We start from the raw sequence: 26,907 nt of genomic DNA on the forward strand, positions 1-26,907 counted from the left end.
ATCGCCTCTCTCATGCGCAGGATGGGGATCTGTGAAGAGCGGGGAAGCGGTATCGATAAAGTTGTTATTGAAACTGAGATTTATCAGCTGCCAGCCCCACAGTTTGAAGTCTATCAGGAGCATACGAAAGTCACTTTGTTTGCTCATCGCGATTTTAAGGATATGGATAACGAGGAAAAAGTCAGAGCGACTTACCTTCATTGTGTTTTGAAATACCTTGAAAAGGTTCCGATGAACAACACCACGCTGCGGGAAAGATTTGGGGTTGATGAAAAAAACAGCGCAATGATTAGCCGTATCATCAAGGAAGCAATGAAAGAGGGTCGTATTAAACAATACGATTCATCGGTAGGAACCAAGGCAATGCGCTACATCCCATTCTGGGCTTAGTGAGAAGGTTTGCTTGATGGTTGCTTGATTCTGAGTTCAGATGGCAACAGGAATTTAAATTTTAATCTTGAAAAACAAATGGATAGAATTTTTTCTGTTTTGCAATTTGCTTGATGGTTGCTTGATCCGAGGATTTTTCCACCCTTCTCTAACAGTCGATTTTTTATTGTTTTTGTCGTTATCAATGGACGGGTATGGACTGCTATGGAAGGATTTTGGCGGAAGATCACAGGAGTTGAACCTGCCCGGGACCGCTGGCGGCCCCAACTGGATTTGAAGTCCAGCCACCTCACCGGAGATGACGATCTTCCGCGCCTCGATTGCTACATGGAGGCGGGGCGCATTATAGCTACTTTCCGCCATTTACCACATACCTAAACGCACTTTTTTACTGTTAAAACTGGACATTACAGAACAGTCTTACATAAACCCTTTCGAAATCCGAGGGTTACACTTTTTCGTCTGCATTCGTCCTACCGCGATCACAGAAAACAAGAAACATAATTTGATAACGAGATATCGCAATTCATCTTACTCAGCGGATCGTTTACAAATTCTGTAACCGGTACCAACCCGTGATACCGTTTGGGGAAGAGTGCGCACATGAAAGAACATATATTGTCCGTCAAAGAGAAGATTGGCTACGGCATGGGTGACGCCGCCAGCCATATCATTTTTGATAACGTCATGTTGTACATGATGTTTTTCTACACCGATATTTTTGGTATTCCCGCTGGTTTTGTTGGCACCATGTTCCTGCTGGCGCGTGCGTTGGACGCGATTTCTGACCCCTGCATGGGGCTGCTCGCCGACCGTACCCGCAGCCGCTGGGGGAAATTCCGCCCGTGGATCCTCTTCGGCGCGATCCCGTTTGGCCTGGTCTGCGTACTGGCCTACAGCTCACCGGACCTCAGCCACAACGGCAAACTGATTTATGCCGCCGTCACCTATACCCTGCTGACCCTGCTCTATACCGTGGTGAATATTCCCTACTGCGCGCTGGGCGGCGTCATCACCGATAACCCGACCCAGCGTATCTCACTGCAGTCCTGGCGCTTTGTGCTGGCGACGGCGGGCGGCATGCTCTCCACCGTGCTGATGATGCCGCTGGTCAACTTTATCGGCGGCGACGACAAAGCGTTTGGCTTCCAGGGCGGCATTGCGGTGCTCTCCGTCATCGCCTTCCTGATGCTGACCTTCTGTTTCTTCACCACCAAAGAGCGCGTGCAGGCACCGCCGAGCACCACCTCCATGCGTGAAGACCTGCGCGACATCTGGCGCAACGACCAGTGGCGTGTGGTCGGCGTGCTGACCATCCTGAATATCCTCGCGGTCTGCGTCCGCGGTGGCGCCATGATGTACTACACCACCTGGATCATGGGCTCAGCGGCGTTGTTTACCGTCTTCCTGACCACCTACTGCGTCGGCAACCTGATTGGCTCGGCGCTGGCAAAACCGCTCACGGACTGGAAATGCAAAGTCAGCGTGTTCTGGTGGACCAACGCGATTCTGGCGGTGCTGAGCGTGGCGATGTTCTTCGTGCCGATCGATGCGGAAATCACCATGTTCGTCTTTATCTTCGCGATTGGCGTTCTGCACCAGCTGGTCACGCCTATTCAGTGGGTGATGATGTCCGACACCGTTGACTACGGCGAATGGTGCAACGGCAAACGGCTGACGGGCATCAGCTTCGCGGGCACCCTGTTTGTACTCAAGCTTGGTCTGGCATTGGGCGGCGCGATGATTGGCTGGATGCTGGCCGGTGGTGGCTATGATGCGGCGGCCAAAACCCAAAATGGCGCGACCATCACCATTATTATCGCGCTCTTTACCCTCGTACCGGCAGTCTGCTATGCGCTGAGCGCGGTTATCGCCAAACGTTACTACACGCTGAAAACGCCGTTCCTGGTAAAAATCATGGCCGAACTGGCCCAGGGCGCACGTCGTAACGAACAAGATTTCGCTTCAGCCCCGATCGGCAAAGAATTGCAAAACTAAGAGCCTGGCCCATTAGGCTATTTTATTTGCCATTTTGGCCCAGGGCAGTGCTCACCATCCTCACGTACTGCGTGTACGTTCCGGTGGTTCCGCGCTGTCCGTGGCCAAACTGGCTGCAACAATGTACGCCTACTGAGATAGGCCCTAAGAGGACGTTTTAATGAAAATCAGTGATGGAAACTGGCTTATTCAACCGGGACTCAATCTGATCCAACCCGTACAGGTCTACGAGGTGGAACAGCAGGGCAATGAGATGGTGGTCTATGCCGCTCCGCGTGACGTCCGCGAGCGCACCTGGCAGCTGGATACTCCGCTGTTTACCCTGCGCTTTTTCTCTCCGCAGGAGGGCATCATCGGCGTGCGGATGGAGCATTTCCAGGGGGCGCTGGATAACGGCCCGCACTATCCGCTGAATATCCTTCCCGATGTCGACGTTGAGATACAAAACACTGAAGCGTTCGCCGAGTTGAAAAGCGGTAACCTGAGCGTGCGGGTGACCAAAGGGGAGTTCTGGGCGCTGGATTTCTTGCGCAACGGCGTACGCATTACCGGCAGCCAGCTGAAAAACAACGGCTACGTGCAGGATACGAACACCAACCGTAATTACCTGTTTGAACGCCTCGATCTTGGCGTTGGTGAAACCGTTTACGGACTCGGAGAGCGTTTTACCGCCCTGGTCCGCAACGGACAAACCGTAGAAACCTGGAACGAAGATGGCGGAACCAGTACCGAGCAGTCCTACAAAAATATCCCGTTTTATCTGACCAACCGTGGCTACGGCGTGCTGGTCAACCATCCGCAGCGCGTCTCCTTTGAGGTCGGGTCGGAGAAAGTCTCTAAGGTGCAGTTCAGCGTGGAAGGCGAGTATCTCGAGTATTTCGTTATCGATGGCCCGACGCCGAAAGCGGTGCTTGACCGCTACACCCGCTTTACCGGGCGCCCGGCGCTGCCGCCGGCCTGGTCCTTTGGCCTGTGGCTGACCACCTCGTTCACCACCAACTATGACGAAGCGACGGTGAACAGCTTTATCGACGGAATGGCGGAGCGTAACCTGCCGCTGCACGTGTTCCACTTCGACTGCTTCTGGATGAAAGCCTTCCAGTGGTGCGATTTCGAATGGGATCCGCTGACTTTCCCGGACCCGGAAGGGATGATCAAACGGCTGAAAGAGAAAGGGCTGAAGGTCTGCGTGTGGATTAACCCCTACATTGGCCAGCGCTCGCCGGTGTTTAAAGAGCTGAAAGAGAAGGGCTATCTGCTCAAGCGCCCGGACGGCTCGCTCTGGCAGTGGGATAAGTGGCAGCCGGGTCTGGCGATCTATGATTTCACTAACCCGGAAGCCTGCCAGTGGTATGCCGATAAGCTGAAAGGCCTGATAGATATCGGCGTTGACTGCTTCAAAACCGACTTTGGCGAGCGTATCCCGACCGACGTGCAGTGGTTCGACGGTTCCGATCCGCAGAAAATGCATAACCACTACGCCTTTATCTACAACGAACTGGTGTGGAACGTGCTGAAAGACAACCTTGGCGAGCAAGAGGCGGTACTGTTCGCTCGCTCCGCCTCGGTGGGCGCGCAACAGTTCCCGGTGCACTGGGGCGGCGACTGCTACGCCAACTACGAATCGATGGCAGAGAGCCTGCGCGGAGGATTGTCGATCGGCATGTCCGGCTTTGGCTTCTGGAGCCACGATATCGGGGGCTTCGAAAACACCGCGCCGGCCCATGTCTACAAGCGCTGGTGCGCGTTCGGTCTGCTCTCCAGCCACAGCCGGCTGCATGGCAGCAAATCCTATCGGGTGCCATGGGCTTATGATGATGAATCCTGCGATGTGGTGCGCCACTTCACGCAGCTGAAATGCCGCATGATGCCGTATCTCTATCGCCAGGCGGCACTGGCCAGCGAGTGCGGGACGCCGATGCTGCGTTCGATGATGCTTGAGTTCCCGGACGACCCAGCCTGCGACTATCTGGATCGTCAGTACATGCTGGGGGATTCGGTGCTGGTGGCACCGGTGTTTAGCGAAGCGGGCGAGGTGCAGTTCTACCTGCCGGAAGGCCGCTGGACGCACCTGTGGCACAACGATGAAGCGCAGGGCAGGCGCTGGCTTAAACAGACTCATGATGTGCTGAGCCTGCCGGTGTACGTGCGCGAGAATACCCTGCTGGCGCTGGGCGATAACGACCAGAAACCGGATTACGCCTGGAACGAAGGCACCGCCTTCCAGCTGTTCCATCTGGCGGACGGCCATGAGGCGGTTTGCCAGCTCCCGGCGGCGGACGGCACGGTGGTCTTCACCCTACGGGCGAAACGTCAGGGTAATACGATTGCTGTCAGCAGTGACGGTACGGCCAGCGACTGGACGCTGTGCCTGCGTAACATTGTGCACGTTGCCGGAGTGCAGGGCGGTACGCAGACGGGCAGTGAGCTGGGCGTGGTGGTGACCGCGCAGGGCAACGCGTTGACCATTATGTTGTGAGTTAATTCGTAACCGCCTGAGACCCTCTTCGTTGCCGGAGAGGGTTTTTTTATTCCATTTTTTCTAAGAAAGTAACGTTTGTTTCATTCCGGTGATTGATCCCACAGACAGTGCCGCTGTTCGGTGATAGCGTACGCTGCCGCTGAGAGGAGCCAGGAATGGATTTAGAAAATATCTTTCGTGACGTGAAGCTGAACAAAACCGAAATGACCGTCCTGCGCTTTATTCAGAACGATCCTGAACGGTGCGTGCGGGAGGGGATCCGCGCCGTTGCCGAGCGCTGCTACAGCAATCCTTCGTCGCTGGTGCGCCTGGCAAAGAAGCTCAAGTTCAGCGGCTGGCTGGAGCTGGTCTATTTCATCAAATTCAATATCACGATGCCTAAGCTCGATGTCACCAATGATATCGACTATATGAGTATTCTCCCGGCTGAGCGGGTCACTCCGCTGCTGGAAAGCCTTCAGCAGCATCGTATCCTGATCCACGGCAGCGGCTTTTCGCAGCTGATTGCCCAATATATTTATAATAAGTTTCTGGTGACCGGCGTAAATGCCAGCCTCGCGCTGTGGCCGGATTATGAAATTCTCGAGCAAAAGAACGCCGCCAAATTTGACTCGATCTGGATAATTTCTAAATCAGGACGCAGCAGTTCGGCGCTAAATTGGGTGAAGGCGCTGGAGGGCAAGGAGATTAACCTGGTCTGCTTTACCGGCGATTATCAAAGCCCGCTGGCCCAGGCGGCGGATACCGCGTTCATTATTCACGACCCGCAGAAGTTTGATGATGATATTTACTGGAGCAACCCGTTTTTCGGCTACTGCATATTAGGTTTTGAGCGCTTTCTGAAGATGTGGTTTATGCAGATGGGCATACCCGGAGGCGGCGCTTAACGCGCCTGTCCGGGCTACAAGGCTCGCGCTGAGCCGGTAGCCCGGTCAGCGCAGCGCCACCGGGAGGGGGCGTTATTGCCAGTCGGCAAACAGCTTATCGTCGAGGTAGGCGTTAGCCAGCTTCTGCGCCAGCGACCAGGAACCGACCAGCGGATGGGCCATCAGCGCCCGGATCGCCAGCGATTTATTCCGCTGCAGAATTGCCGCCACCGCCAGACGTTCATACTCTTTGACGCTGGCGATCATGTTCTTCTGCGCCGTTGGCACCTGTGCCGGGGTGACCGGCTTCAGACCCTCTCTGCTCAGATCGCAGCTAATCTCAATGACGTCATCAGGGCGTAAAAAATCGAGGGTGTTGTTGTTGGATATCGATACGACAATACGCTTGGTGGTGGTGCTGTTGACCGCCTCCAGTATATCCAGCGCCACCCCCGCGTAGCCGCCGGTATCCGGCTCTTCGATAAACTGCTGCAGGGTGAGCGGTTCGCGGGTATGGAATTTCTCCTGCTGGGACTCATTTTGCATATAGCTATTTTCCCGGCGCAGGTAGTGCTTCATCCAGATATTAAACGCCGCTTCCGGGTTGGTATGGACATCCACGGTGTGCAGCTCATCGCGCATATCGCGGTTGATGCGGGCGATCTGCTCGCCGCGGGTTTCCGGCGCGTCCTGAATCGCCTTTAACGCCACTTCGCGGTAGTAGTAGTAATAGAGGTATTCGTTCAGCAGCTGGTTATCACACAGCTTAACCAGCTCCGGCGAGAAATACTGCATCGCCGTTTTACGGTACAGGTCCGGGCTGGTAATCAGCCGTTCGGTCACGTCTTCCCCGCGCACCGTGAAGTGGGTAAACCAGGAGAAATGGTTCAGGCCATAGCACTCGACGCCAAGGTCACGCTCGTCGCAGCCCAGAATCTCCGGCAGCTCGCGGATCAGCTCCGAGGGCGCATCGCAGATACCGTACACGCGGCGCTTAAAGCCCGACTTGATAATCGCTTCGGTCACCAGCCCTGACGGATTGGTGAAGTTAAACAGAATCGCATCGTCGGCGGCGTGCTCTTCGATCAGGCGGCAGTAGTCCAGAATCGCCGGTATCGAACGCATCGCCATGGCAAAACCGCCGGCTCCGGTGGTCTCCTGGCCCAGCGTATTATGCTCCAGCGCAATACGCTCATCGCGAATACGGCTCTCATCGCCGCCCACCCGCAGGGTGGTAATGACGTAGTTAGTCTCGGTCAGCGCCGCGACCGGATCGCGGGTAATACTAAAATGAATATCCGGGCGGATAGCCTGAAACACATAGCGGGCGATCTCACCAAAGATGGTCAGGTTATCAGCGGAGCTGTCGAGAAATACCACTTCCGTTAAACCAATGCGGTGCGCGTTATAAGCCAGTGACTTTGCCAGGAACGCAGAGCGAACGCCGCCCCCGCCTAATACGGTTAATTTCATAAATAACTCCTGATTAATTTTCTGCTAGCCAGCTATCAACCCGGGAACGAACCTGTCCCACTTTGACGCCATAAATAACCTGTACTTCATTTCTGTTGCGCACGACGCCGTTAGCCCCGGTGCTTTTTAATATGACATCGTCAACCAGATCCATATTGCGTATTGCAACCCGCAGGCGGGTAAAACAATTGTCCACGGAAATAATATTATCTTTACCACCTAAGCCATTAATAATCTCATCTGTCACCGCCGACTTATCATTCATCTTCTGGCGATAATCAGCTTTGCTATATAGCTTCACGTTTTCATCATCTTCGCGGCCCGGCGTTTTCAGGTTCAGCTTAACCACCAGGGTGCGGAAAATAACATAGTAGACGGCAAACTGGCCGATACCGATCAGCACATAGCCAGGCCAGCGTGTTAATGAAACGGGGAGTGGCAGGTTATAAATCAGGAACTCGATCAACCCCGACGCGCCCCACGGACGAACGGTAAAGATGTCGCAAATTGCCTGGGATGCAGCGGTTAACGTGGCGTGAATAACCCACAGCAGCGGTGAAACAAACAGGAAGGTGAACTCGATGGGCTCGGTAATACCGGTCAGCATTGAGGTGATAATGGCGGGCAGCAGAATTGCTTTGGCCAGCATTTTCTTCTCGGGTTTTGCGGTGTGGTAGAACGCCAGGGAGGCCCCGGCAAGGCCGAAGATCGTGGTCATCCCCTGCTGGGAGAAGCGCAGGGCGTCGTTCATCACCGGGGTCAGATCAGGGTGGCGCATGTAGGCGAGGAAAATGGCCTGGGTGCCGGATACCACCTGGCCGTCAACGTTCAGGGTGCCGCCGATTTGCGTTAACTGGAACGGGGACCACACGAAATGGTGCAGGCCGGTCGGGATGAGGAATTTCTCAAAGAAGCCGTAGACGAAGACGCCCGCGACGCCGGCATTTTTCATAAACCCGGTGAGTGCCGCAATGCCGTGAGTCATAAACGGCCAGATCCAGGTGAAGGCGATAGCATAGAAGATGATCACCGGCGTCATGGCTACCAGCGTCAGCTTGGCACCGCCGTACATCGACAGCGCGCCGGGCAGTTCAATGGTTGAGACTTTATTATGAACCCAGGCGATAGTGCAGCCGAGAATAATGCCGAGGAAAACCCCCATATCGACTACCACAAACCCCAGAAGCTGCGTCTGGCCGGTACCGTAATATTCACCGTTAATTTTTTCGGCAATACCGTGAGTATGCTCCAGCCATGAATGGTTGGCGCCCAGAAACATGATAAAACACATCACGGAAACCAGCGCCACTTCGGTTTTTTTATCTTTTGCCAGGCCATAGCTAATACCGACGCAAAACAGTAAGCCGAGATTGCCGAATAATGGCCAGAAGGTATCGCCGAGTAACTGCCCCAGCTGATGTAAGAAACTGGTTTCAGAAATTAATGTGGGGTTGGTTAAGACAGAGCTGAGTGCCAGAATTAAACCGATAACCGGCAAGAACAATACTGCACCGATCATTGCTCTGGAGAATTTTTGCATATTCTCCAGAGCATGTTGACGTATTACAGACATAGTTGTTCCTTTTATTTTTGTAGGTACAGGGACTTTAATTATTTTTTTTACTTCCAGTCTTTTTGTTATAGCAATTCCGCTATTTGAAAGGAACAGGTTGCGGGAAATAGGTACAAACAGCCGCAATATGGCAACAGGTTTCGGTGACGGGGCGGGTGAGAGGCCTTCTCCCGCTGGGGAGAAGGCTGAAGGAAGACGGGCTTAAGGGGCGACAGGGGCTGGCGCGGCCTGGGCGGTGGTGACCTCGCCGTTGTGCATGGTCTGCGCAACCGGCTGTTTGTCCATATTCACCGCGCTGAGCTGGCCGCTCACCGTAGGTTTCAGCGGCGCCTCTGCCAGCACGCTGCCGCCGGCGGTCAGCTGGAAGTTACCATCGCCGGTAATCGGCAAGGCCGGCCAGCCCCACTGCTGCAGAATATTCAGCGGCACACCGCGGCCGTTCAGGCTCAGAGTGACCTGGCGCTGAGGAAGCTGCGACACCGCCGCGGTGGCCTGCAGAATACCGCGCTCGGTAAAGGCGCTCAGCTCACTGATATTGACCGTGGAGGCGTTGGCGCTCAGTTTTAACGAAGGACGACGGACATCCACGCGGTTAAAGGTGGCGGCAGCGGCATTCAGCGTGGCGTTGCCGTTCCAGACCCCCCAGCGACGATCTTTCACCAGCTGCAATTCGCCACCGTAACCGTCCAGGGCGGTGATCTGCCACGGGAAGGTAGGATCGATGTCGATCACCAGGTTACGGCTGGCGCTGAATTTCTTCAGCGTCAGGCTTTGCAGCCATGCTGGCAGCGGCTCCATCCACAGCTGTTTCCAGTTTTCAGGAAGGGTGTACTCCAGCCCGGCAAAGGCGGCGTCATCCAGCACCAGTGCGTTACCGGCGCGCAACCAGTTACCGGAGGTGCGCACCATTCCCCCTTCCCAACGCGACGTAAACTGGCGCAGGGCAATCCCCTGCGGTGAAAATTCGGCATTGGCGATCGGGTCGAGCAGATGCAGCGAGCCGTTAATGAACTCGCTGGCATTCATCGACAAGGTTCCCTCTTCGCTCTGCCAGTCGCCGTGGCTCAGGGTCAGGTTCCGCAAGTTAAGGTCGAGGTCCGTCACCGCCCAGTCCGGCCCCTGCAGGCGCGCATCGGTCATATCGAGGCGGCCAATTTGCAGCGAAGGAATGCTGGTCAGCGGGGTGAAGAAGTCTGCCAGCGATTTATCGCTCTGCAGGCGAATTTCGTTGAGCTGCAGGTTATCCACCAACCAGCTGCCGTCGGCGTTGCGTCTGGCGTTGCCGGTCAGCGTCCCGCGCGCGACATCGGCGCCGAGGGTGGAGAGCGTCACCTCGCCGTTATCGAGGCTGCCCTGAATCAGCACGTTGCTGGCATCAACGCCGTTGAGAGTCAATGAACCGGCGCTCATCTGAATCTGCGCCTTTTTGCCCAGTACGTTACCCGCTTCCGGTGCCCAGGGGCTGACGCCGCCGGTGACGCGCTGGGCGCTCAGCTCCCAGCCGGTTTCCGGGCTGTTAAACGCCATATTGCGCAACTGCAGGCGGTCGGCGGCAAACGGTAAGGAGGCGGAAGAGGGGGAAAGGTTTAGTGTCCCGTCGCTCAGCACGATCTCGTCGGCGTGCAGCGGGTCGCTGAACTGGCGGGTACTGAAGCCAATATCGACCGTTTTGGCGACCAGCGTCGGCGGCTTGCCGTCGCGCCCGAACGTCACATTTTGCAGCTGCAGATGCAGCGGCGAAGAGAAATCATGGTCCATCTCGTCGAAGGAGACCTGCCAGCCGGTGCCGTCACTCAGCCAGGCGCTGGCCTGACGCGCGCCCCAATGGGTTTGCAGCAGGAACCAGGCGGCGACGATCGCGACCAGCAGGGCGGTCAGCAGCCAGAGCAGTAACTTTCCAGGCAATTTCATGGTCTTACATCCTGAGCGAGGCACATAAGGCTGTTATGCCCGAATTATGCGCAATCCTCAAGACAGGAATTGTGTAATCAGATGATGTGAGGTTACCGCAGAGGTCATTCGCAGGTGGCCCCGGCCGCCGAACGCGACCGGGGAAGTTAAGGCAGGATCAGTTTTTCTCTGGCGGGAAGACCAGGTTCAGCACAATCGCCGTAATACCACCGGCAGCAATCCCGGAGGAGAGCAGGTTCTTCAGCCAGTCAGGGGCGAACTGCAAAATCAGCGGCTGCTGGGACACGCCGAGACCGACGGCCAGCGACAGGGCGATAATCAGGATCGCGCGACGGTTCAGCGGCTCGCGGGAGACGATACGCACGCCGGACGCGGCGATAGTACCGAACATCACCAGCGTGGCGCCGCCCAGTACCGGCTCAGGAATGTGCTGCACAAAGCCGCTGACTGCCGGGAACAGGCCGAGCACGATCAGCATCAGCGCCACCACAAAACCGACGTAGCGGCTGGCTACGCCAGTCAGCTGGATCACGCCGTTGTTCTGGCCAAAACAGGAGTTCGGAAAGGTGTTGAATACGGCAGAAACAAAGGAGTTCAGGCCGTTCGCCAGCACGCCGCCTTTCAGGCGTTTCATATACAGAGGGCCGGATACCGGCTGCTCGGAAACGTCGGAGGTCGCGGTGATATCGCCGATGGTTTCCAGCGAGGTAATCATAAACACCAGCATCAGCGGCAGCAGCAGGCTCCAGTCAATGCCGAGGCCGTAGTAGAGCGGCGTTGGAACCATGATCAGGCTGTCGTTGGCCGGAGCGGCATTGGCCGGCAGCATATCGAGCAGCCAGGCCGCCAGATAGCCCGCCGCCATGGCGATCACCAGCGACGCAATGCGTAGGTACGGGTTGCGTTGACGGTTAAGAATAATAATCAGCGCCAGCACGATGCCCGCCAGCAGCAGGTTTTTCGGCGCGCCAAAAGTATGGTCCGCCATGGCCGCGTAGCCGCCGCCAATCGAGGTCAGGCCGACCTGAATCAGCGACAGGCCGATAATCATCACCACCACGCCGGAGACCAGCGGGGTGATCACCCGACGGGCCAGGTGCAGCACGCGGGAAATGACCATTTCTGTGCAGCTTGCCAGCATCAGGGTGCCGAACAGCGCCGCCATCATCGTTGGCACGTCGGCGCCGCCGGTTTTTAGCGCGGTGCCGCCCATAATCAGCGGGGCGACGAAGTTAAAACTGGTGCCCTGGATAGAGAGCAGTCCGGAGCCGACCGGGCCCCAGGCTTTAATCTGGATGATAGATGCCACGCCGGAAGCGAACAGCGACATGCTGATGATGTGCTGGGTATCCTGAGCCGGAAGGCCCAGCGCCTGGCAGATGAGTAACGCCGGTGTGATGACCGCGACAAACATTGCCAGCAGGTGCTGAAAGGCGGCAAACAGGGTTTGTGGTAAAGGCGGGCGGTCTTCGAGACGGTAGATTAATTCGCTGGTTGTTTTTGACGCAACCGGTTGCGCAACTTCTGACTCGGCGGTATTAACGGACATCACAAGCATTCCCAAAGTATCAAAGCGGGAATTTTATCGGACTGTAGTACAAAAGCAAACGTTTGCCACTCTTTGGCGGGAAATTTTTATACAAAAAACCAGCCCGGAAATTTTATTAACATTTTGTATGCTTGATCGCATCAATATCAAAACAAACTATCTTTTCCTGTTATTTGCTACGTGCTTCTGCTTAAAATCTGGCTCCGATTTCTCAAGACGAGAATCTATCGACACCGGGAATACCGTCGCGTGTGAATGAATCATGCGCAAATAAGGAGCTCTTTTTTATGTTTCACCTCGATACCTTATCGACGCTCGTTGCCGCAACCTTGGTGCTGCTTCTGGGCAGACAACTTGTCCAGAAAGTCCCCTTCCTGAAGAAATACACTATCCCTGAACCTGTTGCTGGCGGCCTGCTGGTGGCGCTGGCGCTGCTGGTGCTGAAAAAAAGCATGGGTTGGGAAATCGACTTTGATATGAGCCTGAAAGACCCGCTGATGCTGGCGTTCTTTGCGACGATCGGGCTTAACGCTAACCTGGCCAGCCTGCGGGCAGGCGGTAAAGTTCTGGGGACGTTTCTGATAGTGGTGGTGGGTCTGCTGCTGCTGCAAAACGCCCTCGGCATTGGCATGGCGAAGCTGCTGGGTCTGGACCCGCTGATGGGCCTGCTGGCCGGTTCGATCACCCTCTCCGGCGGCCACGGTACCGGCGCGGCGTGGAGTAAACTGTTTGTTGAACGTTACGGTTTTGCCAACGCCACCGAAGTGGCAATGGCCTGCGCCACCTTCGGTCTGGTGCTGGGCGGCCTGATTGGCGGCCCGGTGGCGCGTTATCTGGTTAAACACTCCTCTTCTCCGGACGGAACTCCAGACGATCAACTGGCGCCTACCGCGTTTGAAAAGCCTGAGATGGGCCGAATGATCACCTCGCTGGTGCTGATCGAGAGTATTGCCTTAATCGCAATCTGTCTGACGCTCGGGAAGGTGGTTGCGCAACTGTTGATGGGAACCGTGCTGGAATTGCCGACCTTTGTCTGCGTGCTGTTTATCGGCGTGATCCTCAGCAACGGTCTGGCGCTGGCGGGCTTCTATCGCGTGTTTGACCGGGCGGTATCGATCCTGGGTAACGTCAGCCTGTCGCTGTTCCTCGCCATGGCGCTGATGAGCCTGAAGCTGTGGGAGCTGGCTTCGCTGGCGCTGCCGATGCTTGCCATCCTGGCGGTGCAGGCGGTGGCGATGGCGCTGTATTCGATTTTCGTCACCTACCGCATGATGGGCAAAAACTATGATGCCGCGGTGCTGGCTGCCGGTCACTGTGGCTTTGGTCTCGGCGCAACACCGACGGCGATTGCCAATATGCAGGCGATTACCGACCGCTTTGGCCCGTCGCATATGGCGTTTCTGGTGGTGCCGATGGTGGGGGCGTTCTTTATCGATATTGTGAACGCGCTGGTGATTAAGCTGTATCTGCTGTTGCCGATCTTTGGCTAAATCCCTGTCATCTTTTAGGCCTCCCCGGAGGCGGTGCTACGCACCTGTCCGGGCTACTCCAACGGTTTGTACTGGTTTGTAGCCCGGTCAGCGCAGCGCCACCGGGACTGCATTGAACGGCAGGATTTCCCGGAGGCGGTGCTACGCACCTGTCCGGGCTACTCCAACGGTTTGTGCTGGCCAGTAGCCCGGTCAGCGCAGCGCCACCGGGACTGCATTGACTGGCAGGATTTCCCGGAGGCGGTGCTACGCACCTGTCCGGGCTACTCCAACGGTTTGTGCTGGCCAGTAGCCCGGTCAGCGCAGCGCCACCGGGACTGCATTGACTGGCAGGATTTCCGGAGGCGGTGCTACGCACCTGTCCGGGCTACTCCAACGGTCTGTGCTGGCTTGTAGCCCGGTCAGCGCAGCGCCACCGGGGACCGGAGGGTACTTACTCTTCGTGCTCTTCCCACGCCAGGGCGCGTTTCACCGCTTTTTTCCAGCCGCTGTAGCGGAAGTTACGTTCGGTGGTTTCGATCCCCGGGCGGAACTCGCGCTCGATTACCGCTTTCTCCTGCAGCTCATCCAGATTTTGCCAGAAGCCGACGGCCAGGCCGGCCAGGTAAGCGGCACCCAGCGCGGTAACTTCACGGACTTCCGGGCGCTCTACGCGGGTGCCCAGGATGTCGGACTGGAACTGCATCAGGAAATTGTTGGCTACCGCACCGCCGTCGACGCGCAGCGCGTGCAGACGAATACCTGAGTCAGCCTGCATCGCTTCCAGCACGTCACGTGTCTGATAGGCAATTGATTCCAGGGTGGCACGGATAATGTGGTTGGCATTTACCCCGCGGGTCAGGCCGAAGATCGCGCCGCGAGCATACGGGTCCCAGTACGGTGCGCCGAGGCCGGTAAACGCCGGGACGACATACACCCCGTTGGTATCCTTCACCTTGGTGGCGAAATATTCGGAATCGAACGCGTCGTTAATCAGCTTCATTTCGTCGCGCAGCCACTGAATAGAAGCACCGGCCATAAACACCGCACCTTCCAGCGCATAGTTCACTTCACCACGCGGACCGCAGGCGATGGTGGTCAGCAGGCCGTGAGTCGACGCCACCGCTTTTTCACCGGTATTCATTAGCATAAAGCAGCCGGTACCGTAGGTGTTCTTCGCCATACCCTCTTTAACACACAGTTGGCCGAACAGCGCCGCCTGCTGGTCGCCCGCGATACCGGCGATAGGAATACGGGTGCCGCCTTTACCACCGATGTTGGTCTGGCCGTACACTTCGGAAGACTTGCGCACTTCCGGCAGCATGGCGCGCGGAATATCCAGCGCGTCGAGCATCTTATCGTCCCAGTCCAGCTCGTTAATGTTGAACAGCATGGTACGCGAGGCGTTGGTGTAGTCGGTTACGTGGACGCGGCCCTGGGTCATTTTCCATACCAGCCAGGTATCTACGGTGCCAAACAGCAGCTCGCCGCGTTTTGCGCGCTCACGAGAACCTTCAACGTGGTCCAGAATCCATTTTACTTTGGTCCCGGAGAAGTACGGGTCAACCACCAGACCGGTGGCCTTACGGATGTACTCTTCCATCCCGTCACGCTTCAGTTGCTCACAGATTTCGGCGGTACGACGGCACTGCCAGACGATCGCGTTATAAATCGGTTTGCCCGTTTCGCGTTCCCACACAATGGCGGTTTCACGCTGGTTGGTGATGCCGATAGCGGCAATCTCATCGGAGCTAATATCGGCTTTCGCCAGCACTTCAACCAGGGTTGAGCTTTGGGAAGCCCAGATCTCCATCGGGTCGTGCTCAACCCAGCCTGGACGCGGATAAATTTGTTCAAATTCGCGCTGTGAAACGCTGACGATATTGGCATCGTGATCCATCACAACGGCCCGGGAGCTGGTGGTGCCCTGGTCGAGCGCAACGATATATTTTTTGTCGGTCATAGTATGAGTCCCGTAGTCAGATTACAGCGAAGCGTTGTGTTGCGTTGTCGAGGAGGTCTCTTTCTCTTCCTCAACGCAGGTGTCGCATGGCAGATGGCGGCCAATCAGCTTGCGGTAGCTGAACGCGCCCAGCGCGGCGCCTACCACCGGCGCACACAGCGGCACCAGGAAATAAGGGATATCTTTGCCGCCGGTAAAGGCGACGTCACCCCAGCCGGCGAGCCAGGCGAACGTTTTCGGTCCCAGGTCACGTGCCGGGTTCATGGCAAAACCGGTCAGCGGCCCCATCGATGCGCCGATGACGGCGATTAACAGACCGATCAGCAGCGGTGCCAGCGGGCCACGCGGTATGCCGTTGCCATCGTCGGTCAGCGCCAGAATCACGCCCATCAGGATAGCGGTAATCACCATTTCTACCGCGAATGCCTGCACAAAATTGATATGTGGGTTCGGGTAAGTGGAGAAGATACCGGCCAGCTCAAGACTTTCGACGCTGCCACGCACCATATTGTGGCTGTGTTCGAAATCGAAGAAAAGATTGTAGTAAAGCCCGTAAACTAACGCTGCAGCGCAAAAGGCGCCGGCAAATTGAGAAAAGATAAAGGGTACAACTTTACGCCCGTCGAAGCAGGCAAAAAGCCACAGTGCGATCGTGACTGCAGGGTTGAGGTGCGCGCCGGAGACACCCGCGGTCAGATAGATAGCCATGGCCACCCCCAGACCCCAGATGATGCTGATTTCCCACTGACCGAAGCTGGCGCCCGCCACTTTTAATGCGGCGACGCATCCAACCCCGAAAAAGATCAACAACCCGGTACCTAGGAACTCTGCGATGCATTGGCCTTTTAATGTTGATGTTTGGCTCATATCGAATCCTGAAGCGAAGTGGTGATTATGGTATGTATGAAGGTCGCAAGCGACCACGCTGCCATGTAGGCATAGTGTTAATTTATCGTTAACGAACAAAAACGAGAAATATCGAAATATAAATGTGTGTACTGCGTCAAGAAAATGAGCGATTTCGCGCTATAAACGCGTGTTGTGACACATCAAAGACGCGTTGATGGCGGTTTTTGTTAACCCATTGATTAACAATTGCGGGTGAAGTTCCGGGGAAAAGCGCCGAATGCGCCAGGTAAAGACTGAAAAGTGTTGCAAACCGCGATCTACGCGGGTTGTCGCTGGACAGGGACGGCGGGGATTCATACAATCGACAGCATGATCACTGTAGCGCGCTTATTTTCGTTAAGGCGTCACCGCGTAGGTACACAACATCATTCGGGATGCGTCAAAACGGCCAGCGAATGAATCCTCAGCCGCTTACTGTAGTAAGCGACCGGGGCGAACCCGCTAACGCAGAAGCAGCTTGAAGGACGGCGTGTACGGGATAGTACTCTATCAACGCCTTGCAAGTTCAGGAGAGGTATGACGATGTCATTAGAAGTGTTTGAGAAATTAGAATCAAAAGTACAGCAGGCGATTGATACCATCACTCTGTTACAGATGGAAATCGAAGAGCTGAAAGAAAAAAACAACACGCTGGCGCAGGAAGTTCAGGGCGCACAGCACAGCCGTGAAGAGCTGGAACGTGAAAACGGTCAGCTGAGAGAACAGCAGCAGGGCTGGCAGGATCGTCTGCAGGCACTGCTGGGTCGCATGGAAGAAGTGTAACCCTCTCGTCCTCGCCCTCTCCTGTCCGGGAGAGGGTAAGCATTTCCCCGCTGTATATATACTCTCAAGTTATAGCCAATCTTTTTTTATTCTTTAATCATTGGTTCGCTTTCTGGCACGCTTATCCCATCACAACACGACATAAAGAGAGCGGTGCGATGAATAAGTGGGGCGTTGGGTTAACTCTGTTGCTGGCATCCGCCAGCGTTCTGGCAAAAGACATTCAGTTATTAAACGTATCTTATGATCCAACGCGCGAACTGTACGAACAGTACAACAAAGCGTTCAGCGCACACTGGAAACAGGAAACGGGCGACAACGTGATTATTCGTCAGTCGCACGGCGGTTCAGGCAAGCAGGCGACGTCGGTCATCAACGGTATTGAAGCCGATGTGGTCACCCTGGCACTGGCCTATGACGTTGACGCGATCGCCGAACGTGGTCGTATCGATAAAAACTGGCTGAAACGCCTGCCGGATAACTCCGCACCGTATACCTCAACCATCGTGTTCCTGGTTCGTAAAGGCAACCCGAAACAGATTCATGACTGGAACGATCTGATCAAACCGGGCGTGTCGGTCATTACGCCAAACCCGAAAAGCTCCGGTGGCGCGCGCTGGAACTACCTGGCGGCATGGGGCTATGCTCTGCACCAGAATAACGGCGACCAGGCTAAGGCTCAGGACTTTGTGAAAGCCCTGTATAAGAATGTTGAAGTACTGGATTCAGGCGCTCGTGGCTCGACAAACACCTTCGTTGAACGCGGTATTGGCGACGTGCTGATTGCGTGGGAAAACGAAGCGCTGCTGGCGGCGAACGAACTGGGCAAAGATAAGTTTGAAATCGTCACCCCGAGCGAATCGATTCTCGCCGAGCCGACCGTCTCCGTCGTGGACAAAGTCGTGGACAAAAAAGGCACCCGTCAGGTGGCTGACGCCTACCTGAAGTATCTGTACTCACCGCAGGGCCAGGAGATCGCAGCGAAGAACTTCTATCGTCCACGTGACCCGGAAGTGGCGAAGAAATATGCGAGCGAGTTCCCGAAACTGAAGCTGTTTACCATCGATGAAGAGTTCGGCGGCTGGACCAAAGCCCAGAAAACACACTTCTCTAACGGCGGTACTTTCGACCAAATCAGTCAGCGTTAATCTCCCTCAGCGCCCGGTTCCCTCACCGGGCGTTATCTTTTAGTCATCAAATTGCGCTACTCTTCCGTTTCTGGCTGAGACAGGAAAACATAATGCGAAGAGTGCGATACCTTTTATTAGCGCTGCTGGTGGTGGTGCTGGCGGCGATTGCGGGCGGCTATTACTGGCTTCATTCTGGCAATCCGGATGCGTTGCGCAAAATTGTTCTGCAACAGTGTGTTCCCAATCAACAGCAGCAGCAGAATCCCGCGCCCTGTGCGGAAGTAAACCTGAAGGGCGGCTATGTCCTGTTTAAAGACCGTAATGGCCCACTGCAGTATCTGTTGATGCCGACTTACCGCATTAACGGCACCGAAAGCCCACTTCTGCTTGACCCACTGACGCCGAACTTCTTCTGGCAGGCGTGGCAGGGGCGCGAAATTATGAGCGAACGTCGTGGCTCTGCCGTAGCGGATGAGGCGGTCTCATTGACGATTAATTCGCGTAGCGGACGCACGCAAAATCATTTCCATATTCATATCTCCTGCTTACGCCCCGACGTTCGAACCCAGCTCGATAAAGAAGTCTCCGTGATTAGTAGCCGCTGGCTGCCGCTGCCCGGTGGCTTAATGGGCCATGAATATCTGGCCCGCCGGGTCACCGAGACGGAACTGGCGCAGCGCAGCCCTTTTCTGATGCTGGCGGAAGAAGTGCCGCAAGCGCGTGAGCATATGGGGCGCTTTGCGCTGGCGATGGCGAAGCAGAGCGACGGCTCGCTGGTGCTGCTGGCGACCGAGCGTAATTTGCTGACGCTCAATCGAGCCTCGGCGGAAGAGATTCAGGATCATAGCTGCGCAATCCTGCGATAACCCCACTATATCTGGCATTTACCTGTCTTACTGTCCGTCGTATTCTTGCTGAAAAAAACGACAGGAGACAGGTATGTCGCTCTGGTTGTCCCACCCTCTGTTCCTTCCTTCTATCATTGTTGGCATCACCATCCTGCTGTGGGCGACCTCGCTGCTGCCGGAATTTATGACCGCGCTGCTGTTTTTCGCCGCCGCTATGATGGCCAAAATTGCCCCGCCGGAAGTGATTTTTGGCGGCTTTGCCTCGTCGGCGTTCTGGCTGGTGTTCAGCGGTTTTGTTCTTGGAATTGCGATTCGTAAAACCGGTCTGGCAGACAGAGCGGCTCGGGCGCTGTCGGCGCGCTTAACCGACTCCTGGCCGCTGATGGTCGCCAGCGTGGTGCTGTTGAGCTATGCGCTGGCCTTCGTGATGCCTTCTAACATGGGGCGTATTGCGTTGTTGATGCCGATTGTCGCGGCGATGGCGAAGCGGGCGGGCATCGGAGAGGGGACTCGTCCCTGGTTCGGGCTGGCGCTGGCGGTGGGCTTTGGGACGTTCCAGCTGTCGGCCACTATTCTGCCCGCCAACGTTCCGAACCTGGTGATGAGCGGGGCGGCGGAAGGCTCCTACGGGATCCACCTTAACTATCTGCCCTATTTGCTGCTGCACACCCCGGTGCTGGGCTGGCTGAAAGGCGGCGCATTGATTGCCCTGATTTGCTGGCTGTTTCCCGGAAAACCGCATCCACCGCGCGATCTGGCGCCTTTGCCGCCGATGAGCCGCGATGAGAAACGCCTGGCGTGGCTGCTGGCGGCGGTGCTGGTGCTGTGGGTCAGTGAGAGCTGGCACGGCATCGGTCCGGCCTGGACCGGGCTGGCGGCTGCGGTGGTGACGCTGCTGCCGCGCGTCGGGTTTATCAGCGGGGAAGAATTCTCCAGCGGCGTGAATATTTGCACCTGCATTTACGTTGCCGGGATCCTCGGGCTGGCGATTACCGTCACCCAAACCGGCATCGGCGAGGTGGTGGGCAATGCGCTGCTGCACGTGATGCCGCTCGATAAAGAGAGTCCGTTTACCAGCTTCCTGGCCTTAACCGGCATCACCAGCGCCCTGAACTTCATTATGACCGCCAACGGCGTTCCCGCGCTGTACACCACCTTTGCGCAGAGTTTTTCCGATGCCACCGGCTTCCCGCTGTTAAGCGTGATTATGATTCAGGTGCTGGGCTATTCGACGCCGTTGCTGCCGTATCAGGCTTCGCCGATTGTGGTGGCGATGGCGTTGGGGAAAGTTCCGGCGCGTTCCGGCATGCTGCTGTGTATTGCGCTGGCGGCGGTGAGCTATTTGATTCTGCTGCCGTTGGATTATCTGTGGTATCAGGCGTTGGGGAAACTGTAGCCTGTTCCGCTTGGGGATTTCCCCGGAGGCGGTGCAGCGCACCTGTCCGGGCTAGCAGGAGATAACCCCGGTTGCGAAGCGCGACCGGGGAAAGATCGGCTAAAACGAATTACGCGTTTTTCGCTGCTTCTGCTGCTTTAACGATCACCGCGAAAGCGTCTGCTTTCAGGGATGCACCGCCAACCAGCGCGCCGTCGATATCCGGCTGAGTGAACAGCTCTGCGGCGTTGGATGCGTTAACAGAGCCGCCGTACTGGATGATGACCTGCTCAGCCACTTTTGCGTCAGCTTTAGCAATGTGATCACGGATGAATTTGTGCACGGCCTGAGCCTGAGCCGGGGTCGCGGATTTGCCGGTACCGATAGCCCATACTGGTTCGTAAGCGATAACCACGCCTTCGAAGGCAGCTGCGCCCTGAGTGGTCAGAACGGCGTCGATCTGGCGTGCGCACACTTCTTCAGTTTTGCCCGCTTCGTTTTCCGCTTCGGTTTCACCAATGCACAGTACCGGGATCAGACCCTGCTCTTTCAGCACGGCGAATTTCCTGGCGATGAACTCGTCAGATTCTTTGTGGTAAGTACGACGCTCAGAGTGACCAATGATGATGTATTCAGCACCGACATCTTTCAGCATTTGAGCGGAGGTTTCACCGGTGAATGCGCCGGACTGGTTCAGGTCTACGTTCTGCGCGCCCAGGTGAATGTGGCTACCTTCTGCCGCGTGCTTAGCCAGGTCGATGTACATTTCTGGCGGAGCAATCGCAACGGCACAGCCAGAAACGCCAGCCAGTTCGGTACGCAGGTTCGCGATCAGTTCGTTTACCATGTGGCGGCTGCCGTTCAGTTTCCAGTTACCCATCACTAAAGGATGTCGCATTTTAATTCTCCACGCTACTTAAGCGAATTAAGGAATATAGCCGCCCGGAAGGGCAGCATGGTCTGTCAAACAGTATAGAGATTCATCGCTGGAAAGGCTTTGCTTTTTGTCATTTATTATTGCTCTCAAGCGATTCAGATAGCGCCAGCTTAATCGGTTCAACAGCGAAGGTCAGCCCCTTTTCGCCGTGGTCTGCCACCACATAGCGTATCGCGCCTTCCGTTTCGGAGAAGTAGCGTTTGCCTTTGCCAGCGGCGAGAATTTTCTGCAATTTTTGCTGGCTCTGCGCCAGGCTTATGGTGGGGACAAAGGCGCATAATACGGCGCTCATATAGAGCTGCGCTTTGGCTTTGGCTGCTTTCTGCTCCGGCCCCTGAATAGGCAGCCAGGTGATCTGCATCGATTTTATTTTCAGCGTCCCGCGCTCCAGTGCCGCCGAGGCATAGAGATTCTCATTAATTTTAGTCGCCGCTCGCGTCAGGTTTTCCCGGTCGCGGTTAGAGGCGATGGCGCGAAACTCATTCAGCGGGAGCTTTGGATTGTCGGTGTTGAATTTTTCCCGAAACTCGCTGATGGACATATCAAACGTGGGGGCGCCCGCCAGCAGATAGGGGGCTGTGGCGGAAGATTCTGGCTGTGCGGACAATGCCTTCTGGCCGACAGATAACGCTGTCAGCCCTATAAAACACAATGTCGTCCACATCTTCATGTCAGTCTTTCCTTTTTTTATCTGCTGACGATTAAAACGGGAACCGTCGCGCTTGTCAAAAAGTGGCGGCTTCAGGGTAAACTACGCGAATGATGATGGTAAGGAATAAAACATGACCCTACAGCAGTGGATGTTCTCAATAAAAGGGCGTATCGGACGCCGTGATTTCTGGATCTGGATGGGGATCTGGGTTCTGACGATGTGCGTGCTGTTTACCCTGGCCGGTACTAATTTGCTCAATTTGCAGACCGCGGCGTTCATGCTGGTTTGCCTGCTGTGGCCGACGGCGGCGGTGACCATTAAGCGACTGCATGACCGGGGCAAATCGGGGCTGTGGGCGTTGCTGATGGTGCTGGCGTGGATGCTGCTGGCCGGCAACTGGGCGATGCTGCCCGGCGTCTGGCAATGGGGCGTAGGGCGGTTTATCCCGACCTTAATTATCGTCATGATGCTCATCGACCTGGGCGCGTTTGTGGGCACCCAGGGCGAGAATAAATTTGGCAAAGAGACGCTGGATGTGCGCTGGAAAGCGGCGTCCTGATTACCAGTAATGCTCGGCAGTCATGTGGCCCGGACGGCGACGCAGATGTTTGGTCATCTCGCGGGTCTCTTTCAGCAACTGCTGAGTATCGCGCACCATCTGCGGATTACCGCACAGCATCACGTGGCTGGTGTCCGCCGTCATCGGCAGGCCAACGGCCTCTTCGAGCGCGCCGGTTTCGATCAGGAAGGGCAGTCGCCCGGTCAGGGAACCCGGCGCGGCCTCGCGGCTTACGACGGTTTGAATCCGCAATTTTCCGCCGTAGCGTTGTGCTAATTCGCGCATCAACGGCAGGTAGCTGAGGTCGGCTTCATAGCGGGCGGCGTGGACCAGCACCAGGTTTTTAAAGCGCTCGAGGTCTTTGCCTTCCTGCAGAATGGACAGATAGGGACCGATAGCGGTGCCCGTAGCCAGCATCCACAGGGTGTCGCAATCCGGCACCTCTTCGAGGACAAAAAAGCCCGCGGCTTCGCTGACGATCAACACCTCATCGCCCGGCTTCAGGGCCGCCAGGCGGGGGCTGAGTTTGCCCTCCGGTACGGTAACCAGGTAAAACTCAAGGTCGGGATTGCCCGGCGCATTCACGTAGGAGTAGGCGCGCTGTACGCGCTCGCCGTCGATCTCCAGCCCGAGCTTGGCAAACTGCCCGGCGGTGAACGGTTGAACCGGCGCGTGGAGGTACAAGCTGAACAACGTATCGGTCCAGAACGTCACTTTTGTTACTTTGCCGCTAACCCAGTCCGCCATCTTCTTCTCCCGTTGCGCGAAGCGTTGCCTTATCTTCGTTGCACATGGCAAAGATTTCCAGCCCGACAGAGTAGAAAAGCTCTATTGATCAAATATTCCCGTGATGGAACAGGCGAGCCGGTGGGGAACCTGCTCGCCGTTTTTCACCCAGGCTTACAGGATGTGCAGCTGGATGTCCGGATCTTTACGGTCGAGATAATGAATGGACTGGATGCGGCGAATAGTGCGGGATTTACCGCGGATCAGCAGCGTTTCGGTGGTGGCCATATTCCCTTTGCGGGTGATGCCGTCCAGCAGATCGCCTTTGGTGATGCCGGTGGCGGAGAACACCACGTTATCGCTGCGGGCCATTTCGTCCAGGCGCAACACTTTGCCCGCTTCGATGCCCATCGCTTTGCAGCGCGCCAGCTCGTTTTCGCCGATGCGGCGGTTCTCTTCGGTATCCCCTTTAACGACATGGCGTGCCAGCAGACGGCCCTGCATGTCGCCATCCAGCGCGCGGATAACCGCCGCCGATACCACCCCTTCTGGCGCGCCGCCGATGCCATACAGCACGTCGACTTCGCTGTCCGGCATGCAGGTCAGAATCGATGCTGCGACGTCGCCATCCGGAATCGCGAAGACCCGGACGCCGGCCTGCTGCAGCTCGGCAATGACCGCATCGTGGCGTGGTTTGGCCAGAATGGTCACGGTCAGCTCACCCAGCGGTTTCTGCAGCGCTGCGGCGATATTGTGCAGGTTTTCGACCAGCGGCAGATTGAGGTCGATGGCCCCTTTGGCCCCGGGACCGACAATCAGTTTTTCCATGTACATGTCCGGCGCGTTGAGGAAGCAGCCTTTATCGCCGACCGCCATCACCGCCAAGGCGTTTGCCTGGCCCATCGCCGTCATGCGGGTTCCTTCAATCGGGTCTACGGCAATGTCCACTGCGTCGCCGTTGCCGGTGCCGACCTTCTCGCCGATAAACAGCATCGGCGCTTCATCAATTTCACCCTCGCCAATCACGATGGTGCCGTCGATATTGATCAGATTGAGCATAATGCGCATGGCGTTGACCGCAGCGCCATCGGCGGTGTTTTTATCGCCACGACCCAACCATTTATAGCCTGCCAGGGCGGCAGCTTCGGTGACACGCGAAAATTCGATGGCCAGTTCTCGTTTCATAATCCACTCGTTGTGAAGATACATTGAGCCAGGCGTCACGGCCCGACCCTGCGGGCGCAGACGGGACGTCAGGCGTTGGAATAGCGTTCGGTTTCCGGCATCCAGCGCTCGATAAGCGCCTGGGCCTGCTGGGCATAACGTTCATGAATGTGGCGGGCGATGCGCTGAACGTCGGGGATCATGGCCTGATCGCGCAGCAGATCGGCGACTTTAAATTCGGCGCTCCCCGTTTGCCGGGTACCGAGCAGTTCGCCTGGACCGCGAATTTCCAGGTCTTTTTGGGCAATGACGAAACCGTCGTTGCTGTCGCGCAGCACCTGCAGCCGTTTTTGCGCCGTTTTCGACAGCGGCGATTTATAGAGTAGCACGCAGTGAGAGGCGACCGCGCCGCGGCCGACGCGCCCTCTGAGCTGGTGCAGCTGCGCCAGCCCCAGACGCTCTGGGTTTTCGATGATCATCAGGCTGGCGTTGGGGACATCCACCCCGACTTCGATAACCGTGGTAGCGATCAGCAGATGCAGCTCGCCCACTTTAAAGGCCTGCATGACCGCCTGTTTGTCGGCGGGCTTCATGCGGCCGTGCACCAGGCCAATATTCAGCTCCGGCAGCGCCAGTTTCAGCTCTTCCCAGGTGGCTTCTGCCGCCTGCGCTTCCAGCAGGTCGGACTCTTCAATCAACGTACAGACCCAGTAGGCCTGACGACCTTCCTGAGTGCAGGCGTTGCGTACCCGGTCAATAATATCGTGGCGGCGGGTATCGGGAATGGCGACCGTGGTGACCGGCGTTCGGCCCGGAGGCAGTTCGTCAATAACCGAGGTATCGAGATCGGCATAGGCGGTCATCGCCAGGGTGCGCGGAATCGGCGTGGCGGTCATGATCAGCTGATGGGGATGGAAGCCCTGCTGCTGGCCTTTTTCCCACAGCGCCAGCCGCTGGTGAACACCAAAACGGTGCTGCTCATCGATAATCACCAGCGCCAGACCGTTGAACTGCACCTGCTCCTGAAAAATGGCATGGGTGCCGACGATCATCTGTACCTGACCGCTGGCGATCGCTTCCTGCTGAGCCTGTCGCGCTTTCCCTTTCTGTTTACCCGCCAGCCAGCCCACTTCAATGCCCAGCGGGGCAAACCACTGTCGGAAGTTGGTGGCGTGCTGTTCCGCCAGCAGTTCGGTCGGCGCCATCAGCGCCACCTGCTTGCCATGGGCGATGGCCCGCAGCGCCGCAAGGGCGGCAACCAGCGTCTTGCCGGAGCCAACGTCGCCCTGTACCAGACGCATCATCGGCACGTCGAGCGCCATATCGCGCTCGATCTCCGCGCTAACCCGCGCCTGCGCGCCGGTTGGTTTAAAGGGCAGGGCGGCAAGCAGCTGATGTTTTAAGGTGTCGTTGGCGCTCAACGGCAGGGCGTGAAAACGCTGTGCGCCGGCGCGCAGCGCCAGCATGCTCAGGTTATGTGCCAGCAGCTCTTCCAGAATTAAGCGTTGCTGTGCCGGGTGCTTACCGCTTTCCAGATCGCTCAGTTGTAACGATGGTGGTGGCCGGTGCAGGGTGCGCAGCGCCTCCGGCAGGCTCATCATCCCCTGCGCCAGTTCGGGCGGCAGTAGCTCGGCGATAGCGCAGGTTTCCAGCAGTTCCAGCGCCTGATCGGTCAGCTTACGCAGCGTGGCCTGCTTGATGCCTTCGGTGGTTGGGTAGACTGGCGTCAGAGTTTCCTGAAGTTCAGGGGTGCTCATGTCGCCCTGTACGCGATATTCCGGGTGGATCATCTCCGCCCCGTATTTGCCGCGTTTGGCTTCGCCGTAGGCCAGCACGCGCCGACCGGTCGCCAGGCTATTTTTCATGGCGGCGTTGAAGTTGAAGAAGCGCATGGTGAGGATGCCGGAACCGTCGCTGATCTGACAGGTCATCATCCGGCGACCGCCGAAGGTGATGTTGCTGCTGAGGACTTCGCCCTCGACGGTGGCATACACCCCGGGCAGCAGTTCGCCAATCTGATAAAGATGGGTGCGGTCTTCATAGCGTAATGGCAGGTGCAGCAGGAGATCCTGCACCGTATGCAGGCCGATTTTTGCCAGTTTGCTGCTTTGTGCTGCCCCTACGCCGGTAAGCGAGTTGAGCGGCACTGCATCTAACAGGCGGCCTGCCAT

21 protein-coding genes and 1 tRNA gene are annotated in these 26,907 nt (G+C 56.7%); 10 read left to right on the plus strand and 12 right to left on the minus strand.

Annotated features, from left to right (window positions below; genetic code table 11):
- Window positions 1-12: 12 nt before the first annotated feature.
- Window positions 13-390: an ATP-binding protein gene (locus HF679_RS24915; protein ID WP_261802955.1), complete on the plus strand. Its 378-nt coding sequence runs from the start codon at window positions 13-15 to the stop codon at window positions 388-390.
- 216 nt (window positions 391-606) lie between these two features.
- On the opposite strand, the gene HF679_RS18900 is transcribed toward HF679_RS24915, so the two are convergent.
- A tRNA-Sec gene (locus HF679_RS18900) sits at window positions 607-701 on the minus strand.
- 292 nt (window positions 702-993) lie between these two features.
- Between HF679_RS18900 and HF679_RS18905 the strand changes: the two genes are divergently transcribed.
- From HF679_RS18905 to HF679_RS18915, 3 genes are all read left to right on the plus strand, one after another.
- Entirely contained in the window at window positions 994-2,388 is a 1,395-nt protein-coding gene (locus tag HF679_RS18905) for a glycoside-pentoside-hexuronide family transporter (RefSeq protein ID WP_123757078.1), read from the plus strand.
- 160 nt (window positions 2,389-2,548) lie between these two features.
- Window positions 2,549-4,867, plus strand: a complete 2,319-nt coding sequence (yicI, locus tag HF679_RS18910) for an alpha-xylosidase (RefSeq protein ID WP_187042288.1) — start codon at window positions 2,549-2,551, stop codon at window positions 4,865-4,867.
- Between the two features lie 158 nt (window positions 4,868-5,025).
- Window positions 5,026-5,757 carry a MurR/RpiR family transcriptional regulator gene (locus tag HF679_RS18915; protein ID WP_187042289.1) on the plus strand — a complete coding sequence of 244 codons (732 nt, stop codon included), beginning with the start codon at window positions 5,026-5,028 and terminating at the stop codon, window positions 5,755-5,757.
- 72 nt (window positions 5,758-5,829) lie between these two features.
- Here HF679_RS18915 and HF679_RS18920 read toward each other — a convergent pair whose 3' ends face one another.
- The 4 genes from HF679_RS18920 to HF679_RS18935 all read right to left on the minus strand — a co-directional run bounded on the left by HF679_RS18920 (window position 5,830) and on the right by HF679_RS18935 (window position 12,242).
- Window positions 5,830-7,209 carry a glycoside hydrolase gene (locus tag HF679_RS18920; protein WP_187042290.1) on the minus strand — a complete coding sequence of 460 codons (1,380 nt, stop codon included), beginning with the start codon at window positions 7,207-7,209 and terminating at the stop codon, window positions 5,830-5,832.
- 13 nt (window positions 7,210-7,222) lie between these two features.
- Window positions 7,223-8,782 carry a PTS transporter subunit EIIC gene (locus HF679_RS18925; RefSeq protein ID WP_123757082.1) on the minus strand — a complete coding sequence of 520 codons (1,560 nt, stop codon included), beginning with the start codon at window positions 8,780-8,782 and terminating at the stop codon, window positions 7,223-7,225.
- A 201-nt stretch (window positions 8,783-8,983) separates the two neighbouring features.
- A complete protein-coding gene (locus HF679_RS18930) occupies window positions 8,984-10,693 on the minus strand; it encodes an AsmA family protein (RefSeq protein ID WP_123757083.1) in 1,710 nt (569 codons plus the stop codon).
- A 157-nt stretch (window positions 10,694-10,850) separates the two neighbouring features.
- Window positions 10,851-12,242 carry a nucleobase:cation symporter-2 family protein gene (locus tag HF679_RS18935; RefSeq protein WP_123757084.1) on the minus strand — a complete coding sequence of 464 codons (1,392 nt, stop codon included), beginning with the start codon at window positions 12,240-12,242 and terminating at the stop codon, window positions 10,851-10,853.
- Window positions 12,243-12,529: 287 nt separating this feature from the next.
- On the opposite strand from HF679_RS18935, the gene gltS reads away from it, so the two are divergent.
- Window positions 12,530-13,732 (plus strand): sodium/glutamate symporter, encoded by a 1,203-nt coding sequence (gltS, locus tag HF679_RS18940; protein WP_123757085.1) that lies wholly within the window; start codon window positions 12,530-12,532, stop codon window positions 13,730-13,732.
- 433 nt (window positions 13,733-14,165) lie between these two features.
- On the opposite strand, the gene glpK is transcribed toward gltS, so the two are convergent.
- Window positions 14,166-15,674, minus strand: coding sequence for a glycerol kinase GlpK (gene glpK, locus HF679_RS18945; RefSeq protein ID WP_123757086.1), 1,509 nt, complete (start codon window positions 15,672-15,674; stop codon window positions 14,166-14,168).
- Window positions 15,675-15,695: 21 nt separating this feature from the next.
- On the minus strand, window positions 15,696-16,541 hold the full coding sequence (locus HF679_RS18950) for an MIP/aquaporin family protein (protein WP_123757087.1): 846 nt from the start codon (window positions 16,539-16,541) through the stop codon (window positions 15,696-15,698).
- A 558-nt stretch (window positions 16,542-17,099) separates the two neighbouring features.
- Here HF679_RS18950 and zapB point away from each other — a divergent pair.
- The 4 genes from zapB to HF679_RS18970 all read left to right on the plus strand — a co-directional run bounded on the left by zapB (window position 17,100) and on the right by HF679_RS18970 (window position 20,719).
- Window positions 17,100-17,345, plus strand: coding sequence for a septal ring assembly protein ZapB (zapB, locus tag HF679_RS18955; protein WP_095102595.1), 246 nt, complete (start codon window positions 17,100-17,102; stop codon window positions 17,343-17,345).
- Between the two features lie 158 nt (window positions 17,346-17,503).
- Window positions 17,504-18,493, plus strand: coding sequence for a sulfate ABC transporter substrate-binding protein (locus HF679_RS18960; protein ID WP_123757089.1), 990 nt, complete (start codon window positions 17,504-17,506; stop codon window positions 18,491-18,493).
- Window positions 18,494-18,585: 92 nt separating this feature from the next.
- A complete protein-coding gene (locus HF679_RS18965) occupies window positions 18,586-19,341 on the plus strand; it encodes a CDP-diacylglycerol diphosphatase (protein ID WP_123757090.1) in 756 nt (251 codons plus the stop codon).
- Between the two features lie 73 nt (window positions 19,342-19,414).
- Window positions 19,415-20,719: an SLC13 family permease gene (locus HF679_RS18970; RefSeq protein WP_187042291.1), complete on the plus strand. Its 1,305-nt coding sequence runs from the start codon at window positions 19,415-19,417 to the stop codon at window positions 20,717-20,719.
- 109 nt (window positions 20,720-20,828) lie between these two features.
- Here the strand turns inward: HF679_RS18970 and tpiA are convergent, their stop codons facing one another.
- Window positions 20,829-21,596, minus strand: coding sequence for a triose-phosphate isomerase (tpiA, locus tag HF679_RS18975; RefSeq protein ID WP_123757092.1), 768 nt, complete (start codon window positions 21,594-21,596; stop codon window positions 20,829-20,831).
- 109 nt (window positions 21,597-21,705) lie between these two features.
- Window positions 21,706-22,305, minus strand: coding sequence for a DUF1454 family protein (locus HF679_RS18980; protein ID WP_123757093.1), 600 nt, complete (start codon window positions 22,303-22,305; stop codon window positions 21,706-21,708).
- Window positions 22,306-22,417: 112 nt separating this feature from the next.
- On the opposite strand from HF679_RS18980, the gene HF679_RS18985 reads away from it, so the two are divergent.
- Window positions 22,418-22,846 (plus strand): DUF805 domain-containing protein, encoded by a 429-nt coding sequence (locus tag HF679_RS18985; RefSeq protein WP_123757094.1) that lies wholly within the window; start codon window positions 22,418-22,420, stop codon window positions 22,844-22,846.
- Here the strand turns inward: HF679_RS18985 and fpr are convergent, their stop codons facing one another.
- The 3 genes from fpr to recG all read right to left on the minus strand — a co-directional run bounded on the left by fpr (window position 22,847) and on the right by recG (window position 26,907).
- Window positions 22,847-23,593, minus strand: coding sequence for a ferredoxin--NADP(+) reductase (gene fpr, locus HF679_RS18990; protein ID WP_123757095.1), 747 nt, complete (start codon window positions 23,591-23,593; stop codon window positions 22,847-22,849). It abuts the gene before it with no gap.
- A gap of 153 nt (window positions 23,594-23,746) precedes the next feature.
- The gene (gene glpX / locus HF679_RS18995) at window positions 23,747-24,757 is read right to left on the minus strand and encodes a class II fructose-bisphosphatase (protein WP_123757378.1); all 1,011 of its coding nucleotides are present in this window, start codon (window positions 24,755-24,757) and stop codon (window positions 23,747-23,749) included.
- A 68-nt stretch (window positions 24,758-24,825) separates the two neighbouring features.
- The gene (gene recG / locus HF679_RS19000; RefSeq protein ID WP_123757096.1) at window positions 24,826-26,907 is read right to left on the minus strand and encodes an ATP-dependent DNA helicase RecG; all 2,082 of its coding nucleotides are present in this window, start codon (window positions 26,905-26,907) and stop codon (window positions 24,826-24,828) included.

It is taken from the genome of Enterobacter sp. JUb54 (assembly GCF_014298075.1).
GTDB classification, from domain to species: Bacteria; Pseudomonadota; Gammaproteobacteria; order Enterobacterales; family Enterobacteriaceae; genus Klebsiella; species Klebsiella lignicola.